We start from the raw sequence: 23,974 nt of genomic DNA, 5'->3' as shown, positions 1-23,974 counted from the left end.
GCCCTTGTTTATAAAGGGTGGTTAGCTATAAAAATTGGTGTGAACAGTCAGCATGAAATGAGAAAATTAGGCATTTTGGCGGTCTTTCATTTAGAAGTTGTTGAGACAAAATGCAGAAGTTAGTGAGACTACGTTCTTAAACGACTATTCTACGAATGGGGTTCTGCATGCCAGTCCGAAAAATCCCAAAAAACTACCTGTTCGTCACAGGCGGCTACTCCAGCCGAAAGAACGAAGAGATGGATGCTTTCGAGTCGTTGCTTGAGAAAGATTATCTGTTGCTTCTGGACTTTGATGACGGCGTAGAGGCGTTTGAAGTTCAGCCGGTTCGTATTCCGGTTGCTGGTGTCCCCAAAGGCTATGTGCCTGACGTCCTCGTCAAATATCTGCCAGACGCCGAAACCGGCGCGGTTCGCAAGCCCAGTTTGGTGGAGGTCAAAACCTCTGAAGACCTGGAGCGCCATGCCGAAAAATATGCGCCCAAGTTCGCTGCCGCACGCCAATACGCAGAAGAAAGGGGTTGGGAATTCATAACGGTGGACCAGCATGCCATTCGAACACCAAGGCTGGCCAACCTCAAGTTTCTGCGCGAATATCGAAATGTCACGCCGTCCGCTGCCGATGTCCAGGCGGTGCTGGATGCAATGGCGGACGCTGGCGGCGAAACCTCATCGCAATCACTTTTGCTCGCCCTGTCCTCAACGGACGAAGATATGTTGTATTGGCTGCCCATCATCTGGTCCATGGTGCTGACCCGGCATCTGGCGACGAATCTGGATCTGCCGTTCACAAACGATGTTCCGTTAACCTCAATTGGAGCCCAATCATGAAGAGGCAGGCCCCACCCCAACTCTGGATCAACAAAGGTGCCACGGTCACGAACGAGGGCAGAGACTATGTCATCCTCAGTCTGGCAGACATCAACTTGGTGTTGGCCAGGGACACTGAATCTGGAGAGCGGGTACTGCTAAAGATCGGTGACATTGGTCCGCCTCGGGTGATCGGTGAATCGGAACCCGCACCCAGGACTGAGTCCGAGCTGTTGGATGTGCCTGATGACCTATGGGAGATTGCGAAAACCCGACGTCAATGGATCGATCCACTGCTTGGCAGCCACTACCGGCATGCTCAAGCACTGGCTGATCAGATTGCGGTCAAGGCCGGTGTGAGCCGGGCGACGGTTTATCGTTGGGTGGCGGCTTTTCGGCAAACCGGGCTGTTGTCTTCCCTGTTGCCCAACACGCGACAACGCGGCGGCAAGGCGGGCAGCAGGATTTCTCCAGAGGTGGAAGCACTCATACAGGATGCGCTGGAGAACTTTCACGACACGCAGCAGAAGCAATCTCTCACTGAGACGGTGACCGAAATTCGAAGACGCTGTTCCAACGCCGGTTTGCCATTGCCGGCTGTCAACACTATCCGGGCGCGGCTAGATCGAACTGACGGACGGGAGCGAACCCATCGGCGCGAGGGTGCCGCTGTGGCGCATGACCGGCATGATCCGATCAAGGGTGTGATCCCCGATGCTGATTGGCCGCTGTCGATTGTGCAAATCGATCACACCCTGTTGCCCGTCATCATCGTGGACGATGTGCATCGCAAGTCCATCAACCGGGCCTGGGTGACTTTGGCCATCGACGTGAATAGTCGGGTGTGCCTGGGAATGTTCTTGACGCTTGAGGCCCCTTCGGCCATGTCTGCAGGCATGTGCATTGCGCATTCCATCCTGCCAAAGGAGGCTTGGATCCGTCGGCACGATCTAGCCAATGTCGAATGGCCCTTTTGGGGCGTCATGGGTGCGCTGCACATGGACAACGCCCGCGAGTTTCGCGGCGACATGCTCAAAGCCGCTTGCAATGAATACGACATCGACATACATCTGCGACCGGTCAAGACGCCTCGTTATGGCGCCCATATTGAGCGTCTGATGGGCACGGTCACCCAAGGACTCAAAACCGTCAAGGGCGCAACGTTTTCCGGGCCCGATGAAAAGGGGCAATACGACGCTGAAGGCAATGCGTGCATGACCTTCAGCGAGATCGAGAAGTGGCTCATTCTTTTCTTTGCCAGGTACCACATCAGCAAACATGATGGGATTGGCACCTCACCGCTGAAAAAGTGGCGTGAAGGCTTGCTCGGAACCAAAAGCAAGCCGGGGCGCGGTCTTCCTGCACGCCGTCTGGATGAGGAAGTGTTGCGTATCAACTTCACGCCCTACATCGAGCGCACGATCCAAGCTTACGGCGTGGTGATCGATGACGTGCACTATTACCATGATGTGTTGCGGCCCTGGATCAATGCACCGCACCCGGAGTTTCCCAAGCACAAGCGGAAATTCCGGTTCCACCGGGATCCACGTGATATCAGTCAACTGTACTTTTTCGATGAACTTTCTCGGCGCTACGTTCACATTCCTTATCGGGACACCAGCTTGCCTCCAGTGAGCATTTGGGAACTCCGTGAGGCACATCGCCGGGGGGCCGAGCGCGGCATACCACCAGAAAACGAAAAAGCCATCTTTGCCATCATCAACGAACAGCGTGCCATTGAGGCCGATGCCGCTGCCAAAACGAAGACCGCCCGGCGCGAGCAGCAACGACGCACCGAACATGACAAGCAGCGTGGCGACAAGATGAAAACAATGCCGACCGTTTCACGTGCACCTGGTCCCGGCACGCCGCCTCCTGCGGTGCGGGGCTACGATCCAGACATCGTCCAACCCCTGGATGATGAATGATGGACACACCAGTTGACTATCCGCATCTCAATGAAGCGGCCGCGGCACTGGTCAATGCGCCTGATGCAGCGCGCATTCATTCGATTCGTTCCGGAACTTGGCTCGGTTATCCCCGCGCCAAAGAAATCCTGAGCCGCATGGAAGACTTGCTGGACTACCCGCGTATTACGCGCATGCCCAATATGTTGCTGGTGGCGCCATCATTCAACGGCAAGACGTCCATCCTGGAGCGATTTTTGGCACAGCATCCGCCCGATCTGGATCCGGAAGGTGAAACCACGATTTGTCCTGTCTTGATGGTGGAGTCGCCGCCAACACCCGATGTGTCGGCTTTCTATTCACGGATCCTTGACGCTTTGATGTCACCCTACAAACCGGCAGCGGCTGTGCAAGATAAGAACTCCCAGGTCAAGCTGCTGTTTAAGCAACTGGGTGTCAAGATGTTGATCGTCGACGAGATCCACCATCTCATTGCCGGTAGCCTGAATCGTCAGAAGGATTTCAGGAATGCGCTCAAGAGCCTGGGCAATGAAACCAAGGTGGTGATCGTGGCCGCCGGTATCGAAGACGCCTTCAACGCCTTCAATACCGATCCACAAATGTCCAGCCGGTTTTCGCCGGAAGTACTGCCACTTTGGCGGGCCGACAACCAGTTCGGCGCGTTGCTGGCGACCCTTGAGTTGCGCACGCCTCTCAAGAAGCCTTCAAAGCTGAAAGACCCAGCCATGATGCTGGAAATGCACACGCGTAGCGAGGGTACGCTGGGTGACATGTGCGACCTGTTCAAGGAACTGGCCGTGGATGCCATCCGCAGTAAGACGGAACAAATTACTTTTGAGAAAATCCGATCTCTGCGCTGGGTGCCGCCGTCCAAACGGAAACAATACCAACGGCTTTGATGCCAATGAAAGGGTTCACGTCACCGTTGTGGCCCATTCGGTACAAACCCCTCCCCGATGAGCTACTGACTTCCTGGCTGGTGCGTTTGGCCTACGGCCATGGGTTGAAGGTTCAGACCTTTTGCAACCTGGCATTTGGCAATCGGCACCAGGTGTGGAACCGGGATGTGGATCGCTTGGCGCCGGAATGGTTGTTGGATGAATTGAGTAGACGTACCGGTACGCCCTTGGAAGTCGCATATGGCACGACTTTGCGGTCCTATGAAGGTCGTGTTTTCCCCAAGTTCAAGTCATCTGGGGCTTTGTTTTGGCTGCAGACCTTGAAGATGTACCACCGCAAGCGTGAAGGATATGGCGTGCAGTTCTGTGGCGCATGTTTGGCGGATGACCCTCTGCCGTATTTCCGAAAGGCGTGGAGGGTATCGTTCAACACCATTTGCATTAAGCACAACCGCATGCTTCATGATCGCTGCCCCCAATGTGGTTCGGCGGTGGTGTTCCACCGAATGGAAATGGGGCGTGGCAGTGCCTTCGAGATAGGTTCCATGGCGACATGTCATGCATGTGGCTGTGACCTGAGGGAGTCGCCGCTTTCACCGATCATGTCCTATGACGAAGGAGCCACGGCCTGGCATGTGCGTTTGTGCCGCTCTATAGTGGATGGGTTTGATCTGCGCGATACAGACGTCAACGTGGGGGTGATGCGTGTTATGCATCAACTGTCAACGCTGCTGACCACGAGATTTCAGAACCGAGGGCTGTGCCAGTACATCTGCCATCAGTTGGGGGTGGAGGATATTGAGCTGCTCCCCGGTCGTATGCCGATTGAGACTCGGCCGCTTTTGGAGCGTCACCACATGATGCAGTTGGTGGCGTGGTTGATGGACGATCTGGAGCCTAGGCTGAGGGGGGCTTGGCGCGCCAAGGCGGTTCGCTATAACCGCATGATCAAGGATTTTGATGATGTGCCACAGTTCTATGCGGAGATTGTGGAGGGGTTTTCTGACTGGAGACGCCAATGAAGCTGTTGACATCTCATGTTGGGATGAGAGGCATCAGGAATAGTTTGGTTTCGACAAGCTTCGCGCTGCCGTCACGTCGCAGTTATGAATTGCGTATGTGTTCATATCCCCCAAACGGGGGATAGGGTTTTTCCCTTCAAAAGCTTACTATATTCCCGTCAGGGAGATGCTTATGAAGTTGATTTCCGGAAGTATGCTGTATGACGCGGTCCATTGTCCGCATCGTGTTTCCATGGACGTTTTTGAAGATCCTGGTCTTCGCGATGACCCTTCGCCATTTCTTGAGATGTTATGGGAGCAGGGTTGGAATCACGAGTTCAAGGTTATCGAGAGAATGGGCGAAGGTGTACTGAATCTCTTTGCGCTGGAGACTGCCGAAAAAGAGACCCGCACTCTGGAAGCCATCAGAAACCGAGTGCCGCTGATATATGCGGGCAGGATTCAGCATGGTGACTTGGTCGGCGAGCCAGACCTCTTGTTCCTGCGTGGCGATGCATATGTCGCTGGTGACATCAAATCGGGTTCGGGCTTTGACGGAGAGGAATCTTCCGGAAAACTAAAAAAGCACTACGCAGTTCAGGTCGCGCATTACACGAACATTCTGGAGCTGCTCAGTTTTTCTGACGGTACCAAGAGCGCTGTAATCTTGGATGGTGGGTACAAGCAAGTTCCCTATGCTCTTGCCGCCCCCCAGGGGATGCGTAATAAGACAACCTGGTGGGAGCTGTATCTTGAGACGCTTCAATACATACGACAACTGCTGGACCGAAGCGAAACGTCCCGTGCTGCCTTGTCTGCGCAATGCGGCCACTGCCATTGGCGTCGACGATGTGACGAGGTTTTGCGCGAGGTCGACGATCTCACCTTAATTGCTGAATTGGGACGTGCAAAACGTGATGCGATGTTCGCCACTTTCCCGAACGTTGCTTCTCTTGCCGCTTGCGACCCTGCGAGTTACATCAGCGGCGCCAAAACGTCATTTGCTGGAATTGGCCCGGACACGCTGCAAAAGTACCGGGCTAGGGCGATTTTGTTGACGCAACCCGACGCCAAGCCCTATTTTCGTGAACCGGTTGAGCTCCCTTTGTCCGAGATAGAGGTCTTCTTTGATATTGAGGATGATCCCATGCGAGGGATTTGCTACCTGCACGGATTTGTGGAGCGCAGGGGCGGCGCGAATGGAACGGAGCGCTACATAGCATGCATTGCCTCAGAACCCACTCCTGCTGCGGAGGCGGTCGCCTTTCGGAGCGCTTGGGAATATCTAATGGGGTTTGGTGGCGCGGCGCGAGTCTATTACTACTCTAAGTACGAACGTACGGCTTGGAAAAAATTGGCTGAGCGGTACCCAGAAGTCTGCAGCATAGACGACGTGGATGCGCTATTTCTAAAAGAGTGGATGGTCGATCTGCTCTACGACGTGGTTTCAAAGACAGAGTGGCCGGTCAATAACCGCTCCATAAAAACACTGGCCAAATACTTGGGATTCCGGTGGCGCGATTCCAATCCGTCTGGTGCGGCCTCTATCGAGTGGTATGACCAGTGGGTGCAGACTGGAAGCGCAGAGGTGCGCCAGCGCATCCTTGATTACAACGAAGACGATTGCCGAGCAACGCGAGTTCTGCTGGATGGTTTGCGCAAAATAGCAGGCTATTGAATATTTATCGAAAACGCTTTACACTTTACAAATAATGCATTTATTGCGAATTTGTAAAGACTGTAAAGGCGCCTATGACGGAGTTTGAAGCTCAGCTTGTCGAAAAGTCAGGAGCACCCGCTGTACGCTGGAAATCACATGCCGCAGCGTGGATGGGGGTATCGCGCCCGACGCTAGATGCGTACTTGGCACATGCATCAGTTGGAAACTTGGAGCAAATCCCGAAAGCCGTCCTGGAAATGCTGGGCCTCCTTCCTGAGCAAACAGCATCACAGCCCAAGCCCCCCTCAGTTGAAGAGATGGTTTTGAGTTTTGCCGTGGGATTGGTGGCGTTGCAGGATGAAATTGATACCCACGGGTATCCGCGAGTACCCTATCCAACTCACTTGCAGCGAGGCTTGGATGTCGCCTCAATTCTGAAATGTTTGGATGGGAGCGAATATCCGGTCACGTTAGCTGATCTTTTGGGGGTTGCAGGGAAACCGCTGTACGAGTGGTGCCCAAAACTAGATGGACCGGTGTCGGACGAGTTCTATGCGGCAAGGTTGTTGGAGAACTTCGAAATCACTCGTGACTGTCTGGCTCTTGCAGAGCGTGGGCAGCAGGATAGTGAGCACGTCTTCTACCAAGCCGTAATGGATTGCTGCGAAGAGCTTGGCTCGGCGGGTCAAGAACTCTATGAGGCTTGGCGGCGTACCGTGGTGGAGGTCCCGGTTGCGTCTGGCTATACGCAACTATTGGGTCGCCACCCGATATTCATGCGTCAAATAGGAGTCGCTCAAAGGCTGATTGACACTTTTTACGTACGTATGCCACCAGTGCATGCCGAAGCAGGGAAAGTCTTGCTTTGCCCATCCACGGGGACGCGGTTGCGCAGAGTGGGTGGGAAGCTGATTACAGAGCTCCGTGACGATTCCGCACAGCGCGCGCTTGATATGCAAGGGCCAAAAGCCATCGACTACACGCCGGACGTATTAGAACTGCGGAGACCGGCAAGACTCTTCTGGTCCTTGCCGGGCTGGCACGAAATCAAACTCATGGAAAGTGCACAGCAACTCGGTTGGGAAGTTGATCTCTGGCCAAAGCTTGATACGGTCGATCTCGTTATTCGGAAAAAAGGCAATGCCAAGCGGTTTGCTGTTGATGTCAAAGACCACATCTCCGCACAAGGCCTGGCGCGATCATTCAAGCGCTTTAGGGACTACAAGACACACGTCCGATTCGTTGTCATTCCCGACTACTTGAAGGTTCTAAATCCAGACTACATAAAGGTATTTACGAGGGCGCGCGCATCGCTAGGCAAGGAAAAAGTGGATTTGCTCACGGTGAGTGAGTTGCTGAAGCTATTGAAAAAGGCAGAAAAATGAGGCAGTCCAAGTCATTCGTTGCGCTCTACGCCGACTCAGTACTTTTGCTCGAAAGCAAGCGTGGACCCACTCAGGAATCTAGAGATACTGCGCTGGCAGACTTGTGCCTCCACTTCTTGGGAAGGTATTTGCCTGGTGAGACCACCGACATCATCCCATCTCTACTGCAAGGGCATCTTTCGGGGCTCACACCAGATGATGCAAGTGCGCCGCTCGCCACGCTGCGGCATATGGCGAGTTCCTATTGCAGCCGCTTGGCATGGCGCAATGCACTAAGCAACCACAAGACCAATGCAGGCCGCACTCTGTACGCGGTTTCCGCGCAGGTTCCTGAAAGACAAAGATCGGCGGACGATGCTGGATATACGCTCTTATCAGATGCACTAAGTAACGTTGCTCCCTACGAACTAAGGACGATTCACTATGCGACGGCAGGGCACTGGATGTCCACCGTGCGATGGGACAAAGCAACCATCGGTTATGAGGTTCCAGCAATTTGCCCACCTGATGCGCCGATGATTGCGCTCAAACGACGGGCAATCAATCCAGCAATCGCAATCAAGTGGTCTGACTTGCTGTCTACCGCGGCCGAAGTAGATGAACGCGAGGCATTGGCGACATTCCCCAAATGGCTGCCCACGCTTCATTTGCGCAAGCGTCTTGAACGAGTATCTATTGAGGCAGTGGGCTCCGAAATGTGGCGAGATGGCGTGCTGACCTTATCGGAGACACAGCATTTGGTTGGCATGTTGTCCAGCGGGAAAAGTACGCTGCTGCTTGCGCTGCTGTTTCTGCTGATTCGTCCGGGATATGACAAAAGGGTCGTCGTCATTGCGAGTGACACAGCCGCCGCATCACTATTGGTGGCGCGTCTCCGAGCGCACGGTGTGCTTAAGGCTACCGTGATCAGCTCAATCCCCAATCGTGCTGAACACCTAAGTGCCGCCCATTGGGCGGCCGGAGGAATGGAGTCAGATAGCAAGTTGCTTGCAGCTGCCGCGATGACCGAGTCACTTGGAATTGCATGCCCGCTGGAAGGATACCAATCGGCAGAACGTGAACTGATCAGTCGGGGTGAAATGGATGGAGAGACAACATTCGTGCCAACCCTGCGCGAGAAGCCTTGTCACAGATTGGTTGCACCACAGAAATCAAAGCGTTCGAAAACAGAAACGTTGGACACGAGAGATCTCCGGTCGTGTCCATTGATTTCCATGTGCCCTGTGCACGCTCAACAAATGTCTCTTTCTGATGCGAGCGTCATAGTGATGACTTCACAAGCTTTGCTATCCATGTCACCAGACAAGAGCGTGGTGGCAGAACACATGTCCTTTCCGGAGCTATTTCAGTACACGGCCGACGTTGTATTGATTGACGAAGCGGATAGCGTTCAACAAACATTTGATGATCACTGCTTGCAGGACGCAAGTTTGCTAGCCGCTGACAGTGGTGCTTTCTTGCCCGAGCATCAGAGGCTAATGGCAAATTCGTTGCAAGATCGATTGGGGGGGCAGTACGCCAAGGCGGTTACTGTGCGCTGGCAAGCTGCCTTCTCACGGCTGCAGGGAGCGGTGGCCTTGGCTTACCACTTCATTCTTCGTTTTGAGAAGGACCTTCTATGGACTACACGCGGGCAGCCTTTTACGGCGGCAAGCATTCTGTGCGACCTGTGGTCCACGGCAAACCCCGGGGAAAACGAGGAACGCAGAGCCTATTTCGAACAGGTTGCCATTCTTGCGAGTTCTTTGTACAGCGAGGTAGCTGATGAGCAAGACACTCAAGATACTCCTCAGGGACTTACCGACGATAGGTTGCTAGCGGCGCATGCATTTCTCAAACCTATACAGCGAGAGTTGTTGGAGCGAGGAACTGATTCTGGGGAAGGAAGCCCTCTGGACAAAATTGCGAAAGCAATGAATGGAGGGCCACTTTCAATGTTCTCAACGAGCGCGCAGACGGGGCAAAGTAAGCTGCGTCGCAAGTCTATTCCTAATGACGACACAGCGCGGTCAAGAGCGCTCGGACTGGCGTTGCTAACCAATGTTGTGTTGTCTACTTTCGGCTACCTGGTGAGAAATCAGCCAGCTGTTGAAGATGACTTCAAGCTAGCGCCAGATAGTATCTTCAACACAGCACGACGCTTCATGATGCACTACGGTGCGATCATTCCTCGGCCTCTTTATGGCACGGTATTCGGGCTGCTGTTTGAACAAGGGGCAGACGAAAATGCGGGTGGGGCGCTGAAACTAGTAAACCACCTAGGCGTTGGTCGATACCTACTCACGAACTTTCACAGACTTATCCAAAAGGAAGGACAAGCTGGGCCGCATGTATTGCTCATGTCTGGTACAAGTTGGGCGGGCGGAGAGGCTGCTGATGCCTCGCCTAGATACGACGTCCAATCCCCTGTTGTAGGTATCTTGCGCCAGCCTACCGCTGAACTTCAAGCTCTAGAAAATAGTATTTACGAATTCGTCTCCCTAAGTGATACACCAATCTCTGTTTCCGGCTGCCCTTCCGATGTGCGGCGTGACAACCTTCGGCGAATAGCCCGCTTGCTAGGGCAAAGCAATCCAGCGGGAACGAGGCTGGAGCAAAAGTGGAAGGTCTTAGAGCAATCGTGGGGCGCCGGCTCTCTCACCAATAGGCGCAAAGCGTTGTTGGTTGTCAGCAACTACCGAGATGCGCGGGTTGTGGCCAATGCACTGATGACGGCTGCGGGTGTAAAGCACACGGTCTACTGCCTCGTTGCCGATTCAGTCGCCAAGGCAGACGGCTTTGCCCATGAACAGGCGAAAGAAGCTGAGGCGTACGGCCAGAATCTCGTTTTGCTCCCGCGTTCACGGGTTGAGACTTTCGGGGATGCTCCAGACGGAGCAATCTTGATTGCGCCCATCGGGCCAATTTCACGAGGTCACAACATTGTGCGAAGTGACGGGTGTGCCGCTATCAGCACCATCTATTTTTTGCATAGGCCACATCCTCGTCCCGACGATATCCAAAGCATTGTTGGTTGTGTGAACCGCTTCACCATGGAATGGATCAATAAATCGCGCCCAGGACAGGACTCGATTTCAACGGCGGGGAAGACCTTTGAACGAAAGGCCAGGTTCGCCCTGGATGATGGGTTTGCGCTGCGGCGTTCATTCAGCATCATGCCGGCTCGTGCCCGCACCCAATACAGTTGGGACCTTGTTACGCAACTCTGGCAAACCATTGGGCGGGGTATTCGCGGGGGAGTGCCCGTGTATGTCGGTTTTGTCGATGAGCGGTTTGCTCCACAAACCTTTGCCGGCAATCCGAACGCAGAAACTCAAGCTTCCAGTTGTCTGATGGCATGCATGAGAACCCTTGATACGGCAATGCACTCGCAAGAAGTACGCGATCTGGCATCTCGGCTCTATCAGCCGTTTTTACAAGGACTTCAGCAACTCTTTCCGTTGGCAAAACGAGGGTAACTTCATGGCAGACATCATCACCCCATACTTATTCGAACTGAACATGGAACAGCTGCGCGAAAAGCAGCTAGTCTCATACGTCATGCCCGTAAGGGCGTACGAGGCAATTAAATCTGCTCAAAGCAAACTGGCACATCAGAATATTGACCTCCGTGGTTTAGAAGCCGTGCTGGCGTGGGTCGCTCCATGTGTCGATATGTTTGAAATTCGCAGGATTGACATCAGCAATCCTGGTCGTTCATTGCACCTGTGGATTTACGCTCCTGAGTCTCCTCTGGATGAGGTCAAAGTGGAAGTTTTGAATGCCTTGAGCATTTGGTTAGGACTTACGCTTAGCGTGGAGCGCTCGGAAGAGGTTCTTGAAATTCTGAAGGATGAGCGATCGACCAAATCTGCCTGGCACGATCTGTCAATCGATCTAAGCTTGGTGCAAGGGGCGGCGTGCCCAGTGCCCAAAGACCGCCGTCTCTACGACTTGATTGCGGTATTGGCAAGTCGTGGACTGGAGGGAAAGGTGCTTGACGATAGTCGGGACTCGTCACGGATCCTATTGCCAGCTGGTCCGGGAGAGTCTCTGTACGGAGGGAAAACACTTTTAGGCTACAGGCCGCATCCTGTCGAGTCACGCAAGACAGGTGATGTCCGTGGGTACTGGACGGAAGCGCTCAAAGTTTCGGCGCTTTCCACGCCGGAGCAGCAACGGCTCCGCGTGGCGGTCAGCGTATCCATTCGCAATTACCTTCCAATTCACCCCGCATCATTTAAGCGAGATGGGTCAAGGTATCTCGATGTGTTCCTAACCCCAGACGCTTTTTTTACGAGAGGCTCTGAACGAGTGCGCGCATTACAAGTGTCGCTTAAGCAGAGCGAAGTTAATGTGCTGTTGGGGGAAAGCGATGCACAAGGGGGGCGATCGCTACCTGTACTGCGCAAAATCCTGTCACTAACCGGTGTAAATGAGGCATCTCTCGCCACGGAAAAAGGTCTTTTGGGCGCAGTGATTGACCGGAAGGTCTCCATTTATCCACGAGCAGGTGCGTACCATGGTGATAAGAATCTGCCCGGAGAAACAGGAATAGGAATACCTGAGCGAAAAACGTACTTTAAGTTTCTTGAGGAGCATCTCAGTGGCATTGGATTTTCCCCCGTTTCGTTAGAGCGAAAGACTCCTCCACGCGCGTCACACTACGCAAATATCAGCAAATCCGAAAATCTAACAGAGTCGCTGTCCCGACAAATTCTTAAAGAAGTTGTGGCCTTGAATAGCGAAGAGACGCTTCATGTAGCACTCTTTTCTACTCGGCCCTCGGCCTTGTCAGAAACGAATGCTGCTCTGGACTTGCTTTTGGGGAAAGCCTCGTCAATTGTGGAGAATGAGCGCACTTATGCATGTGGTTTGAAAGTGGCAATTCACCCCATGCCTGCCGGCCCGCTTATATCGTGGCTAGATGATCCTAAAGAGGCATCCGCGAAATTTGCGGCTGGGCTGCCCAAGGCCAAGCGCGTGCAGATTGAGCGAGATGCCATTCGCAAGGCAACGCTAAAGCGCCAGTCGGAATTGGACGGGCACTTAAGTGCACATATGGCCAACAAACAAGGCGTTTGGTTGGCGCTTGTGGAGATGGATGAAAAGCTCCGTGACGAGCCGGAACGGGATCCATATGTTTTGGTGTACCAAGCGTTGGCGCGGCGTGATGTGCTGGCTCAAGTTGTTCTTTTCGACCCAGAAGAGCGGGAAAAGTTTAGGCTGGCGCCCTCAGAAGAAGATGACCCGCATCCTTACAAGTTACGTAGCGCTTTACGTGATTTGCTTCGCGCATTGGGTGTTGTATATGTGGACAGTGAGTCGGTGCCGGCAAATACATCCCTGCAGGCATGGTGGATAGTCAATCTCAATTCCAAAAGATTCGAGCGTCAACCGGGGGCTCGGAAAGATGGAGCAGTGCTGCCGGTAGTGGTTAAATTCGTTAATGGCCGCCTGATGGCGCTGTTTCCTGACCGTATGGGCGCTCAGAATTGGAAGCCCTATGCCCGCGCGATGCTGGCGTTGTATTCGGAGGACTATGAGAACACGAGTGATATGCGCGATGACCAGTTAAAGGCGTATATCGGTCAGTTCTTCGGTTCGTTAGCTGCTCAGACAGCCAAAACTCTAAGCTTCTGCGACGCTTCCAATATTCGCAGGTATGTACCTCAGCTTGGGAATGGCGCTATGCAGTTTGGCGAACTAAAAATGGGCGGTGTAGGTGCCGCAGCCTCCACTGCGGTTCTGCGCGATGGTGGGTCTGGTACTGTTGTTAGGCTGCTCACGGATACCGATAAATCGCCGACTTACCTTGTCGCTGACAATAAAACCGGCATTGCTACTGGAATTTTTGCGGAGCCCAATTCCAATCGCACGTTCTGGCTGAGTCGGGGACTTCCGATACCTTTGCAAAAAAGCGGCGCTATTCGAATAGCCAATCAACAATCTCGTTTTGCAGAAGAGGACGTACCTGCAAACTTGAAGGCACGTCGTTTTCCTTCACTCAGTGAAATTTGCGTCGTAGTAATTGGCAGGGATGAAGATGCCCGCAATGTCGCTGGTCTTACAAGAAAGGCCATGGAGCTTCATGCCTCTACTGATGAGGCGACTATCTTGCCATTCCCATTGCATGAGGCGAGTTTGCTTGGCGAAACATTACGATAAATTGGCTTGTTGGCGGCAGCTAGTCGTTGCACTGCAGGAAAACGCCACGCGGCAGCGAAGTTTTTCCGGCCTCACAGATTAACTGGGATGCGGCACCGCTCGTCACAGTACTTTCGACCTCTGACATGACAGTAATAAAGCCACTCACGGCCCCGCGGCTCCCGACGATCAAGCGCCTGTTCACGTTCTGCAGGAACCAGTGTGCATACCCTGGTTGTACCGACGAAATCGTTAGGGATGGAACGGTGGTCGGAGACATCTGCCACATCGAAGGCTCCAAGGAGGGCTCAGCGCGCTACCGAAGTGAGCAAGATCCAGAGGAGCGCCACGGGTACGATAACTTAGTGCTTCTGTGCAAACTGCACCATTCCAAGATCGACGGCGACGAACAAACATACACGGCCGCTCGCCTCAAGGAAATCAAGCAGGCACACGAGGATGAGGCAACACCGCTCCCCGTGGCCCTGGTCAACGCCGCGGTGGGCCTCTTCGTGGCACTCATCGATACGAACTCGGTTACCGCCCAAACGATTCATGTCGGGACGATGAATGTCGCGGCTCCCCCGAGGACCAGCTCCGATGCCTTTGAGCCAGGTCGGGGGCCACTGGGTTTGCTTGCGCAAGAGCTCGGGCGAGTTCTCGCCCATCAAATCTATATGCTGGATCGCGCGGTCGTGAATTTCTCTTCAGCGTCTGCCTCCAATGCTCCGCCACGGGATCCTTGGACGACCTTTCGACCGTTCAAGCCTTCGCTCTATCCGAGCGCTCCCGCGTGCCTGGATCTCTCCCACAGCGACGCTACGCTGCTCGCTGAGTTCTACGGCGGCACGCAAGAAATAGACGACCACGTTTGCCTTTGGCGCGAGCAGAAGCCAGACTGGGACATGAACACCTGGAACGTCCTGATGCAGACAATCGGTCACAACGTAGAGGCCGGTCTTCAGGCCGCCGCTCGGTTCTGCCCCACTCGTCTGTATGACAACAAGGTTCCGATGCTAGGTACATTCAGTGACCGCGGCAGCAAGGCCCTGGAGAGCATGCGCGGCATCATGGCGGTGCATTTGGAACGATTCGCGCGGACACACGCTGCCATCAAGGTGGTAAGAGCGCGCTACAAGGGTGGCTGCCTGGCCGGCGACTTCGCGTCGGAACTGACTCAACTCGCAGGCGGCAGCCGTTCGGACTGGACGGCCGCAGTAGAGGCCGGAGTCCGATGTGCTGCGTTGCCCTTAGATGTGACCGACGTGTTCTACAACCATCGATTGCATACCCTCTCTCGCGACGAGATAGCGATGCTATGGATCGAACTCGCACGACAGAAGAAGCTCAGTCTAGACCAACGGTCACGTCCGTGCCCTGTGGCCATCTCACACTAGGTAGCAGGTGCTCATTCGATGCACGCGATGCATCGGCACAGGTCATTCTCGCCGTCGCTTCGATGGTCGGCAATCGCTGCGAAGCGGCAGTCAGCGTCAGGCTGTGAGCAGCCAGTCGCGCATGCAATGGCGAACGACTGCTCTCGACGCGAGCGGCCGCTCGACCAGCTTGCCAGCATTTGATGCGTTCGTGACAGGGCGTGCAGCCGAATCGTGCCCAAAGCGGAACGCGCCTCCGCTCTAGCGCTGACCTTCCGGAATGAACTACGCGATCGCTGTACGATCAACCAATCGCTCTTCCTTGCTCGGTAGATTCACGAATGCGGCAGCGAGAGCCAGAGCGGTGTCAGCCCGCCGCATCCATTCATAGCTACCGGTGTTCACGACGGTGAAGCCACTCAGCCATCCTCAACAGATTCACCGGCTTGGGTACGCCCGAAACGGTGCGCGTGGGTTAGCTGCGTCCGGGGTAAGGGGAAGCTCGTCCTCAGGACGGGTTACGCAACAGCGCCGTTCGAGGACATCCGAAGTAGCGCGAGCACCTATCAGGCACGCATCGATCAACGAACCGGCAAAAGTCGGACCTGGGCGAACATCACTCGCCAGGTCTCGACTTGAGCTCGCCAGGCTGGAAGTGCAGCACGCCTCGGGCATAGTTGCAGGGGTTTGTAGGCCCAGTATGGACGGACTTCCAAGGCTGGGTTGCGCAGTCCGTTGCATGGTCGCGTCGGGTTGACTCCCCACATGAACTGAAGAACGGGCACTCGCGATTCTGTAGGTCGGCCGTCGCCCTAAAGCTGCCGTCAGCCTGCAGGTGACGAACTAGGAAGTCCACAGATGCGAGCATGGCCAGCCGCGCTTCGGTCAACCTGTCGTCACTGGCGGCGACGGCGAAGTTGAAAAGATCATCCCTTTCGATCTCATCGTCGAATCCGGCCCGCACTTGGCGGCAACTGCAAATGCCGTGGGTTTGCATCAGGTGGTTCATGACCTGATCGAAGTTGCTGGGCCCGGCCTCACAGAACTGGTCGACGAAGTCGAGCTCAAAGAACGGGTTGTCCAACCGCAAGTCGAGGTTTTTCTCCATGAAGGCGATGGTCTCCTTCACGGCCCTCTCCACGCCGCCTGGAACGGGAAACATGTCGTGAATTTCCTTCAAGCCAGCGCGCAATCCCGGTTCGTTATGGCTCAACTGGTTGACGGTCTCGGCAGTCAGCCATGCGATGGCGTCCTTTTGTTTCTTACCGCACTCGTGGCATACCTTGAGGAATTGGATCACTGCGTCGGTCGGGAACGTGCTCTGGAGGCTGGCCAAGCCGCACAACAAGACAGTCTTGTCGTCTAGGTCCGGCGCGATGTATCGCGCCAACAAGGTTAGCGTGTGGTAGGGGAAGACGGGTGCAGATGTCGGCGGATGGTTAAATCCGCAAACCAGAAAACGACTTTCGAGCAGATAGGCGACAGACTCGATGATCTCGGTGGGGCCAATCACCTTCGGGTGGATCACCACATCACCCAGCTCGTTGGTTACCTCGACGAGCACGTCGAGGTGGTCCGGGGTACCGTTGAAACTCCCTGCCGGCTTGCACGAGACTATGCGGCACATGTCCACCGACAACGTTCCGAGCAGCGGCTTATCCGCCGGACGGCGCGTGCTCCAGATGACGTCCAAGTAGGTGCGCGTCTTCAACTCCTCGGCCGACGAGGTGGCGAAGCTGCCTTGACCCAACCCCAACTCACCCGTCGTGTGCCGGAAGGCGTTCCACAAGCCGATGAAGCTCGAATACGCGGAAATGCCGTGAACTGTCGACACGTTGTGGAGGTAGTGAATCCACTCATGGAAGAAGTAGCTAATCTGCACGACGGTCTTGAAGTTCCCGCGCGCTCCATCGCGAGGCAGGACCAGCATCGCCGGGCTGAAGGTGATGATCTGCCTGTCTGGTGCGTACGATGCAACCGCCGCTTGCAGGTCCGTGATGTGTTCGGACATTTGCGCAATCCTTTTAGATTTTGTGGCACCTTCTGCCGTCCGACCAAGTGGATGGACGCACCTCCTATTGGGCCTTAGCTTTGAGGCTCGAAGGTGTCTATCGAAGCAGGGGCGATTAACGCACAGAGAATAGATGCCAGCAAGATGAGCCTGCATTATTGGCGGGTGACCGTTTCCGGCCGGATTTCACCGGTAGTCGTGAGGATCCGGTTGTGGCTGATAGCTGCAGCACGGCCTCCATAGCCCGAGTGACTGCTATCGCTGCATAGCGGGTGCTTCCCCGCTCAATTATCAGTTGACGCATCGACTGGCTTCGTTGGATCGGAACAGATGGCCTTTTTGCGCCGGATAGAGTAGCTTCTTTGGTCGGAATACGCATCCAGCCGCAAGCCGTAGGAATGATAGACCTGCTGATGTCCTCCACTAAATAGCCGTTCCCAATAAGACGTTTATAACCTGGTCGTGATGCGTGGCTTCCAGAATACGCAGCAGTAGACTTCTCCGGGATTTGAATGGTGAAGTCTAAGGGGAGAAATTGGCGCTTACACGTCAGCAGCCATCTCCTTTTGGCTGATTGCGGGTGCTCGCCACGGTCCGCTGTCCATCGATCCAGTTCAACCCCGGTTTGCAGCCAACATGGCTTTCGGCATCGTCCAACTAATCAATCGCCGCAGAGACCGGCTTGCTGGAGCTCCATATTATTAACTTACAGATTAATATTTAACTACAGATTAATAATTTGGGCACGCGCACGCCTCAAGTTCGATAGGCAAGCGAGGGTCGAGGAGGAAGGCTTCTTGCTCAAGCCAAGTACCTGCAGCCACCAACGCCGCTAGGATTGGATGATCCAGTGGCAACAGGGGCCACTTGCGCTTCACTGGAAGCGCGCCATTGAGATACTCATTCGCAAAACTGGGAATGAATAGCTGGGGTGTACGGCCGCTATCGCTAGCTATACGGCAGCATGCCGCAACTCCGGCAGGATCGAGATCACCGAAGTGCACCCATGCACTACTCGCCAACTCACGCACGATTTTCGCGGCGCCCGCAGTCACAGTACCTGGTGCGAAAACGACCATCCCACAGGGCGGTATAGGCAAGTCAACGAGGGCACCAACGTTTTCGACCGTGATAACCAGGTTTGGCGCTTCGCCGCCCAGGCCACTTGACCGCAACCAGGATCTCTCTGAAACAGTGAACTCCATGTTCAGCTCAGTCTCGCGCCTCCAATCTATTCGCGATTCAGGGGTGACAAGATGGACATCTGCATTGGTGCGTCCGCGTACCACCCAGTCATCCGTCAGAACAGCGCCCGGAAGCACTTGGCTGCGGCGCTTTGATCCAGCCGCAGAGGCCGCATTCCAGGTCTTGCGATGGATGAAACCGGTAGCCTGTTGGCGCCTGCGCAACGCTGGCAAGGCTTGGATGTGTGTCACCAGCCATGGGTTGAGACCCAGTTCTCTCAACAGGACCGAATCCTGCTCCCACGCAGGCCAGAGGAGGCGCAACCTCTCTAAGACTGCATGTCTTTGATCGTCCACGAGTTCCCAGCCTTGGCCGCGGACGGCTGGCCTGATCCATCGGGCGACTATTAGCCGCCGGGCAATTGGTTGCGCATCTGCGGAGAACGGCGACTGTCCTGACTCAACGAGCCGCAATAACAGCACCGTTTCTCTTGCGCGAGCGCTGCCTTCAGGGAGATTAACTTTTGCCATTTCCAGTAACACGCACCTGACGGGAAACAACGGTCTCCTCCGGCGCACTGTAGCGGTCCATAACATGAAGCGTGCAGGGAAACCGCGCCTGAATGTCAAGCGCCGTGACCAACACCTGAAAACCTTGTCGTCGACCGAATTCCACGAGCAGGCCTTGTCCATCGGCATTCATTCGCTGAACTTCATCGACGATGAAAATCGGTGTAAATGGTTTCGGCCGGCCTTCTCCTGAGCGGTGTGCCAACGATCGCATTAACATCAAAGAGACCGCCAAACCACCGCCAATCGATTCTGCGCCTGACAAGCCCGATGCTGCCTTCCATTCGCCCTGACGCTGTGCTTCAATCGTCAAGTCCACATAGGTTCGGTAATCCAGCAAGGCCATGCCATCGAGTTTGACGTTCAGGGCTTTCTCAAATAGTGCGGCAAGCTTTTGATCAAGCGGTTGATCGTCGGACGTGGCGAACATGTCGATTTGGTCTGCCGCCCGTTGCAAGTGCTCTAGCCAGTCCTTACGCACATCCATCGTGATGCGCATTCCCGTAACTTTTCCGAACTGCAAAGCCTCCCCGAATGCGCTGAGTCGCTTGATGCGATTGTCTTGCTTGCGAATTTCCGTAGAGATCACCGAATACAGCGATTTTGCTTCAGCACGCATCTGGGCACGGTCTATTGCAAGCTGTGCGTCCAAATTGCGCCTGCGCTCGCGCATCGAGGAAATTAGATTGGACGAATCATCTTCCAGAACCTCTACGCTGACCCGATCTGACACGATCGAGCGCAGTGGCATCCAGATCGAGGCGCATGACACGACATCGGCAGGTTGAACATTGCCCAGCCATTCGAGCGACGCCAGTTCCTCCCCCTGAAGCGCATGACCAAGATCTGTGATCGCACGCGTCTGTACAGTGAGATAGTCATCGTGCGTAATCAACGGCAGACGCTCTGCTTCGGCATGCAACCAAGAGGCTGAACCGCTAAGTGAATCCAGCGCCTCTCGCTGGAATGCTTGCAACTCACCATCGCGCGCCTGTGCTTCCTCAATGGCATTGCGACTTGCCTCCAGTGTTTTTTCAGCTGTATCGCGACGCCCCTCGGTATCCCGCTTCTGTTTATCGAGTCCTGCCAACTGCTCTTCAAGTTGCCGGGTGCGTTCTGTACGCGCGGCATTGAGCTCCCCGAGTACCGCGATACCGGCGTTGACTTTCACATCAGCGGCCTCGCTCTCACGCGTGGCCCGATCCAACTCCTGCTCTAGCCGATGCTCGTCCAAACGAAAATCCAAGTAGACCTGGATGATCTGCCGATTCGACAAAAGGTTATTCTGACAATCTTGGAGCAGTGAGCGCGCCTTACTCGCGTCTTTGATGCTCTTCCGTGCCGCCTCACAAGCGCCCTCCAGACGGGCAATCTCGCGCTCACGCGCGTGGCGTCCCAACGCAAGTCGCCGACGTTTACTGGTAACGATGTAGCCACCAGGCTTAGCCATGGCATACCAATCGCCGACTTGGCGCAATGGCTCGACATCTGGCAAGTTTGTACGCAGCCAGAAAGTATCTGGAAATGTTTCATCGTCCTTGAGTTGAGTCAACGCATCAAGATCCACTCCGATCACGCCTTCGACTATGCCACCCAAAGCGATCTCGAGAGCGCGGGCATCTTCTGCGGGAACCTCGTCAAGCGCTTCTGCAAGCGACTGCACCCCCAGGATATCGGCCAGTGCACCGGAAGCTGACTGTCCAAAACCCGCCAGAAGCTGTTGTAGCGTTTGTGAATCGGCCTCCAGTTGAAGTTCCGCTCGCGTCTGCGACTTCATGAGACTCTGTCCGGCCTGCACCATGGCAGCATGAGCGCGATCAATGTCGAAATCGACCGCAAGGACACCAGCAAATTTCATCCACTGGCTACGTCCGTCGTTAAATTCACCGACGCGTCGACGAGCATCGCTAAGTTCACCGCTACGTTCGATTGCCACCGCCCGGATGGCACGCTGTTCTAGCTCATGCGTCTCCAGTTTCGCTTTGAATTCGTCTTCCAGGAGAGACTTGCTCTGAGCCGTAGTCTCAATCGTACCGGCGATATGATTTAGTTCGCGGTTTGCACCATCGATTGTCGCTTGAGCTTCTGAGGCAGTTCGGCTTTTATTGACCGTGATATGAGCCAAGCTCACGCGCTCACCAGCACACTGGCGAAGTGCCCGCGTAACGATGGCCTTACCGAGTCCATAGGTAGCTTCAAGCAGTGCCAGTTGCTGCTCCGCCGCCGCCAAGGAGTTTTTGGTTCTCAAAACAGTGTCTGCACATTGCTGCAAGCGGCTGACCGATTCCGGAACACGCGTAGCAGCAGGAAGCATGTAGCTTTTGATTCGACTCGCAACTTCCTGACTAACTCCACCGCGAAACGTCGACTCAAGAAGTTTTCCGAAAAGGAATCGCTCCGTGTTATCACTGTAATCACAAGGAAGAATGCCAGCGTTATTCAGCAATTCCCCATACTCGCGCACGGTACGACAAATCCTCATGCTCACGCCTTGGCGTGCCAGATGCGCCATCAGCTCGCCATGGTCAGGGTAATACTCTTGATCGCCCTCCACCGCGCGCAAGAAGTCTTGAAGCGGCCACTGCAGTGGAGCATCCTCGATTACCAGTCGAGTGAATTCGGCCTTCCCATCCACGACTGCGGCATGAAATCCAGCGACCAACCGAGCATCGTGTGGTAAACGTACATCCATCAAAATGTAGGCATAGCCCGATGTCGGCTCGATTCTGCCAGCCAGTGTATCTACGCCCACCTTATGAACATCTTCAATTGACGACAGTGGCCGTATATCCACGTAGCGGCGGTCGGGTAGCAAGGCATTGCACAGGATCATGGCGACTGTGGATTTGCCGGCTCCCGGTTCACCCACGAGACCGGTGAACGGTCCCTCGTCGAGCGTGAACTCGAGGTAGCGCATGCCACGCCACCCCGCCAAAGCGATTCGCTCAATTCGTCCTTCCGCCATCGTCTGCCTCCTCTTCCGCCCCTTCTTCTTCCTCGTTCCCGGCACCAAAGATGACACCACGGTTCACTTGAAGTGCAAGCCGTTCAGCATCTGTGGGTTCATTGCCATGCCGCGCTATGTCGGCGAAGCGCTGGATCGCTTCCAGCGGCATGATGTCCTGCCCCTGCCTGTGCACGAAATTCATATCTTCCAGCGTGCGCAGCGACCGCAGAATCTCGTCATGCACTCTGTCTCCAACCAGAACCTCCTTTCTTTTAGGCGCGTAGACCTTTGACAACGTCTCTTTAGGCACTGAAGCTTCCAAATCAGCTAGTAGCACGTAGAGGTTTATTCGGCCATTGGTTCGCGTTATGTCTGGATCACGTGTCTTCAGAGCGATGAATTGGCCCAGGTGCATGGCCCCCTTGGAAAGCATCCGCGTTGGAAGAAGGCTGCCCCTCGCCAGTAGAAAGAAAAAACCTTCTGGGTGCTGAATGAGGCGAGCCCCGTAGCCACGGTAAAAGCGTTCTAGCTCCTCAAAGTTGTGCATGACAAACTCATAACGCTGGTATGTACTGCGTGATACATGTACCCCCGCCCGCAACTCAACATCGAGTGCTGCAAATTCCCGCGTCAACAAGATCATGTGTTCCTCCTGATCTCGAACTCCTCCAGTGCGATCGCATCTATCGACACGATCTGACGGTGATTGTTAGGCCTGCCCGAACGCAACATGTAGTTCATGATTTCAGGTAGCCTTCCGACAACGCGACCGGCTTCCTGATCGGCAAGCAATTTGGCAACAACGACACTCCATGCAGCGGATCCTGTTGCCGCCAGTTGTGCATCTACAGCGGCGCGCAGCATGGCTGAAAGCCGCTCTGGCTCAATTGTTTCAATCCGAGGATCGAAATCTGCACGTTGGAATCGGCGTGGCTGCTTAAGCGTGGGCACCACATGTGCTTCTCGCAGTATCAACATAGAAGGTGTCGAAGCAATCTCCATGGACCAGACAGGCTCTGCAGCTACCGCTCGCTTCAACGCATCCGTGACCTTGCGCGAGCGATCGATCATCGACACGAACCGTAAGTACGAGTGCACTGTGTCGAAATGAACACCCCAGTCATGATGGCGCTGGTTGGTCCACTCCACAACCGTGTCCAGCCGACCGCGCACGTCGTCGCAAACGGCAACTGCTTCAGCCTGTCCTCGTTGTGCCGCTTGTTCATCAATAGCGTCGAGCATTCCGTAGGCGGCGCTGGAAACGTCAACGGTGGTATGAACAAGATCGCGGATCGTGTTCATGATCTGGTCAATCACGCGCTTGCATTCATCAATCGACGTTTCGCTAGACTGCTTGAGCAGCGACGGAATGAAGTTGCGCACACTTTCATGGGCATGATCCATGGCTCGCTGATGGCGCTGCACTGCCGACAGCAACTCGCGCGCGACGTACTGCATCGGCCCAGTTACGTGGGCACGCCACTCCTCGGATGTCGAAGCTTGTTCGGCGCGATCCCTAATTCCAGCCAGTTGAATGTTGAAGGCCTTAAGAACAACAGCAAGCGGAGCACCATCAAAGCGAGTTTGAGCAACGTGCCACTCAGCCAGGCTCTCACCTAGCACGGTAAGCTGGTATGTAGCTTCCTCGCTTGATCGAACTCGAGCCATATCGGCGCGGCTGAGGCAATCAGCCTCTACCAGTCGATGCAGAGATTCGGTTAACCGTTTCTCCGCCGCATATGGGTAGCCGCCCTCGAAAAGATCAATCTTTCCAGACAGGGATCGAAGCGATTCCATGTCCACGGCATAACCGGGAACAGCTCGGGTGCGTACATCTTCATAGATCAGGACAAGCAATGCGATGTCTCTCGCAGCGACATGAAAGTCTCGCCGTCTTAGCGTAATGTCCTGCGCAATTTGAAGTGCCGAACCCTGGCTATTGGACATCACAGCAAATGAAAGTAGGCCGTATTTAGGCTGTAGTGGTAGTGCAGACCATCCTTGGGGCCACGCACGATGAAGCCGGTTTCGAGTAGGGTGCGAATCGATTTCGAAGCATGGACGACGCTAATCCCCAA

The 23,974-nt window shown here is 54.8% G+C and carries 13 protein-coding genes; 9 read left to right on the top strand and 4 right to left on the bottom strand.

What is annotated here, in order from left to right; all coding sequences use genetic code 11:
* Positions 1 to 167 precede the first annotated feature (167 nt).
* From KKO72_RS05650 to KKO72_RS05610, 9 genes are all read left to right on the top strand, one after another.
* Complete coding sequence (locus tag KKO72_RS05650) at positions 168 to 830, top strand: TnsA endonuclease N-terminal domain-containing protein (protein ID WP_214936318.1); 663 nt, start codon at positions 168 to 170, stop codon at positions 828 to 830.
* Positions 827 to 2,737 (top strand): helix-turn-helix domain-containing protein, encoded by a 1,911-nt coding sequence (locus tag KKO72_RS05645; RefSeq protein WP_214936316.1) that lies wholly within the window; start codon positions 827 to 829, stop codon positions 2,735 to 2,737. The genes KKO72_RS05650 and KKO72_RS05645 overlap by 4 nt, the downstream gene beginning before the upstream one ends.
* Entirely contained in the window at positions 2,737 to 3,636 is a 900-nt protein-coding gene (locus KKO72_RS05640) for a TniB family NTP-binding protein (protein ID WP_251140475.1), read from the top strand. The genes KKO72_RS05645 and KKO72_RS05640 overlap by 1 nt, the downstream gene beginning before the upstream one ends.
* Positions 3,636 to 4,658 carry a TniQ family protein gene (locus KKO72_RS05635; protein ID WP_371736827.1) on the top strand — a complete coding sequence of 341 codons (1,023 nt, stop codon included), beginning with the start codon at positions 3,636 to 3,638 and terminating at the stop codon, positions 4,656 to 4,658. The genes KKO72_RS05640 and KKO72_RS05635 overlap by 1 nt, the downstream gene beginning before the upstream one ends.
* A 172-nt stretch (positions 4,659 to 4,830) precedes the next feature.
* On the top strand, positions 4,831 to 6,315 hold the full coding sequence (locus tag KKO72_RS05630) for a TM0106 family RecB-like putative nuclease (protein ID WP_214936310.1): 1,485 nt from the start codon (positions 4,831 to 4,833) through the stop codon (positions 6,313 to 6,315).
* Positions 6,316 to 6,389: 74 nt separating this feature from the next.
* On the top strand, positions 6,390 to 7,682 hold the full coding sequence (locus KKO72_RS05625) for a hypothetical protein (protein ID WP_214936308.1): 1,293 nt from the start codon (positions 6,390 to 6,392) through the stop codon (positions 7,680 to 7,682).
* A complete protein-coding gene (locus KKO72_RS05620; RefSeq protein ID WP_256445069.1) occupies positions 7,679 to 11,140 on the top strand; it encodes a hypothetical protein in 3,462 nt (1,153 codons plus the stop codon). Before KKO72_RS05625 ends, KKO72_RS05620 begins: the two co-directional genes overlap by 4 nt.
* A 4-nt stretch (positions 11,141 to 11,144) precedes the next feature.
* Entirely contained in the window at positions 11,145 to 13,829 is a 2,685-nt protein-coding gene (locus KKO72_RS05615) for an RNaseH domain-containing protein (protein ID WP_214936304.1), read from the top strand.
* A 245-nt stretch (positions 13,830 to 14,074) separates the two neighbouring features.
* Positions 14,075 to 15,205 (top strand): hypothetical protein, encoded by a 1,131-nt coding sequence (locus KKO72_RS05610; protein WP_214936303.1) that lies wholly within the window; start codon positions 14,075 to 14,077, stop codon positions 15,203 to 15,205.
* 595 nt (positions 15,206 to 15,800) lie between these two features.
* Here KKO72_RS05610 and KKO72_RS05605 read toward each other — a convergent pair.
* The 4 genes from KKO72_RS05605 to KKO72_RS05590 form a co-directional block, all read right to left on the bottom strand.
* On the bottom strand, positions 15,801 to 17,195 hold the full coding sequence (locus KKO72_RS05605) for a hypothetical protein (RefSeq protein ID WP_214936301.1): 1,395 nt from the start codon (positions 17,193 to 17,195) through the stop codon (positions 15,801 to 15,803).
* Positions 17,196 to 18,896: 1,701 nt separating this feature from the next.
* Positions 18,897 to 21,914, bottom strand: a complete 3,018-nt coding sequence (locus KKO72_RS05600) for an ATP-binding cassette domain-containing protein (protein ID WP_214936299.1) — start codon at positions 21,912 to 21,914, stop codon at positions 18,897 to 18,899.
* A complete protein-coding gene (locus KKO72_RS05595) occupies positions 21,895 to 22,539 on the bottom strand; it encodes a chromosome partition protein MukE (protein WP_214936297.1) in 645 nt (214 codons plus the stop codon). Before KKO72_RS05595 ends, KKO72_RS05600 begins: the two co-directional genes overlap by 20 nt.
* Complete coding sequence (locus KKO72_RS05590; protein ID WP_214936295.1) at positions 22,536 to 23,843, bottom strand: hypothetical protein; 1,308 nt, start codon at positions 23,841 to 23,843, stop codon at positions 22,536 to 22,538. Before KKO72_RS05590 ends, KKO72_RS05595 begins: the two co-directional genes overlap by 4 nt.
* Between the last annotated feature and the right edge of the window lie 131 nt (positions 23,844 to 23,974).

Source organism: Rhodoferax sp. U11-2br, from assembly GCF_018619435.1.
Taxonomy (GTDB): Bacteria; Pseudomonadota; Gammaproteobacteria; order Burkholderiales; family Burkholderiaceae_C; genus Rhodoferax.
Note: the sequence above shows the minus strand (reverse complement) of the source record. Positions and strands in the feature narration are given on the sequence as shown.

Coding starts and splice junctions, on each gene's coding strand:
- KKO72_RS05625 (WP_214936308.1), top strand. CDS start 6,390: ATGACGGAGTTTGAAGCTCAGCTTGTCGAAAAGTCAGGAGCACCCGCT.
- KKO72_RS05640 (WP_251140475.1), top strand. CDS start 2,737: ATGGACACACCAGTTGACTATCCGCATCTCAATGAAGCGGCCGCGGCA.
- KKO72_RS05605 (WP_214936301.1), bottom strand. CDS start 17,195: ATGTCCGAACACATCACGGACCTGCAAGCGGCGGTTGCATCGTACGCA.
- KKO72_RS05635 (WP_371736827.1), top strand. CDS start 3,636: ATGCCAATGAAAGGGTTCACGTCACCGTTGTGGCCCATTCGGTACAAA.
- KKO72_RS05645 (WP_214936316.1), top strand. CDS start 827: ATGAAGAGGCAGGCCCCACCCCAACTCTGGATCAACAAAGGTGCCACG.
- KKO72_RS05650 (WP_214936318.1), top strand. CDS start 168: ATGCCAGTCCGAAAAATCCCAAAAAACTACCTGTTCGTCACAGGCGGC.
- KKO72_RS05615 (WP_214936304.1), top strand. CDS start 11,145: ATGGCAGACATCATCACCCCATACTTATTCGAACTGAACATGGAACAG.
- KKO72_RS05595 (WP_214936297.1), bottom strand. CDS start 22,539: ATGATCTTGTTGACGCGGGAATTTGCAGCACTCGATGTTGAGTTGCGG.
- KKO72_RS05600 (WP_214936299.1), bottom strand. CDS start 21,914: ATGGCGGAAGGACGAATTGAGCGAATCGCTTTGGCGGGGTGGCGTGGC.
- KKO72_RS05590 (WP_214936295.1), bottom strand. CDS start 23,843: ATGTCCAATAGCCAGGGTTCGGCACTTCAAATTGCGCAGGACATTACG.
- KKO72_RS05620 (WP_256445069.1), top strand. CDS start 7,679: ATGAGGCAGTCCAAGTCATTCGTTGCGCTCTACGCCGACTCAGTACTT.
- KKO72_RS05630 (WP_214936310.1), top strand. CDS start 4,831: ATGAAGTTGATTTCCGGAAGTATGCTGTATGACGCGGTCCATTGTCCG.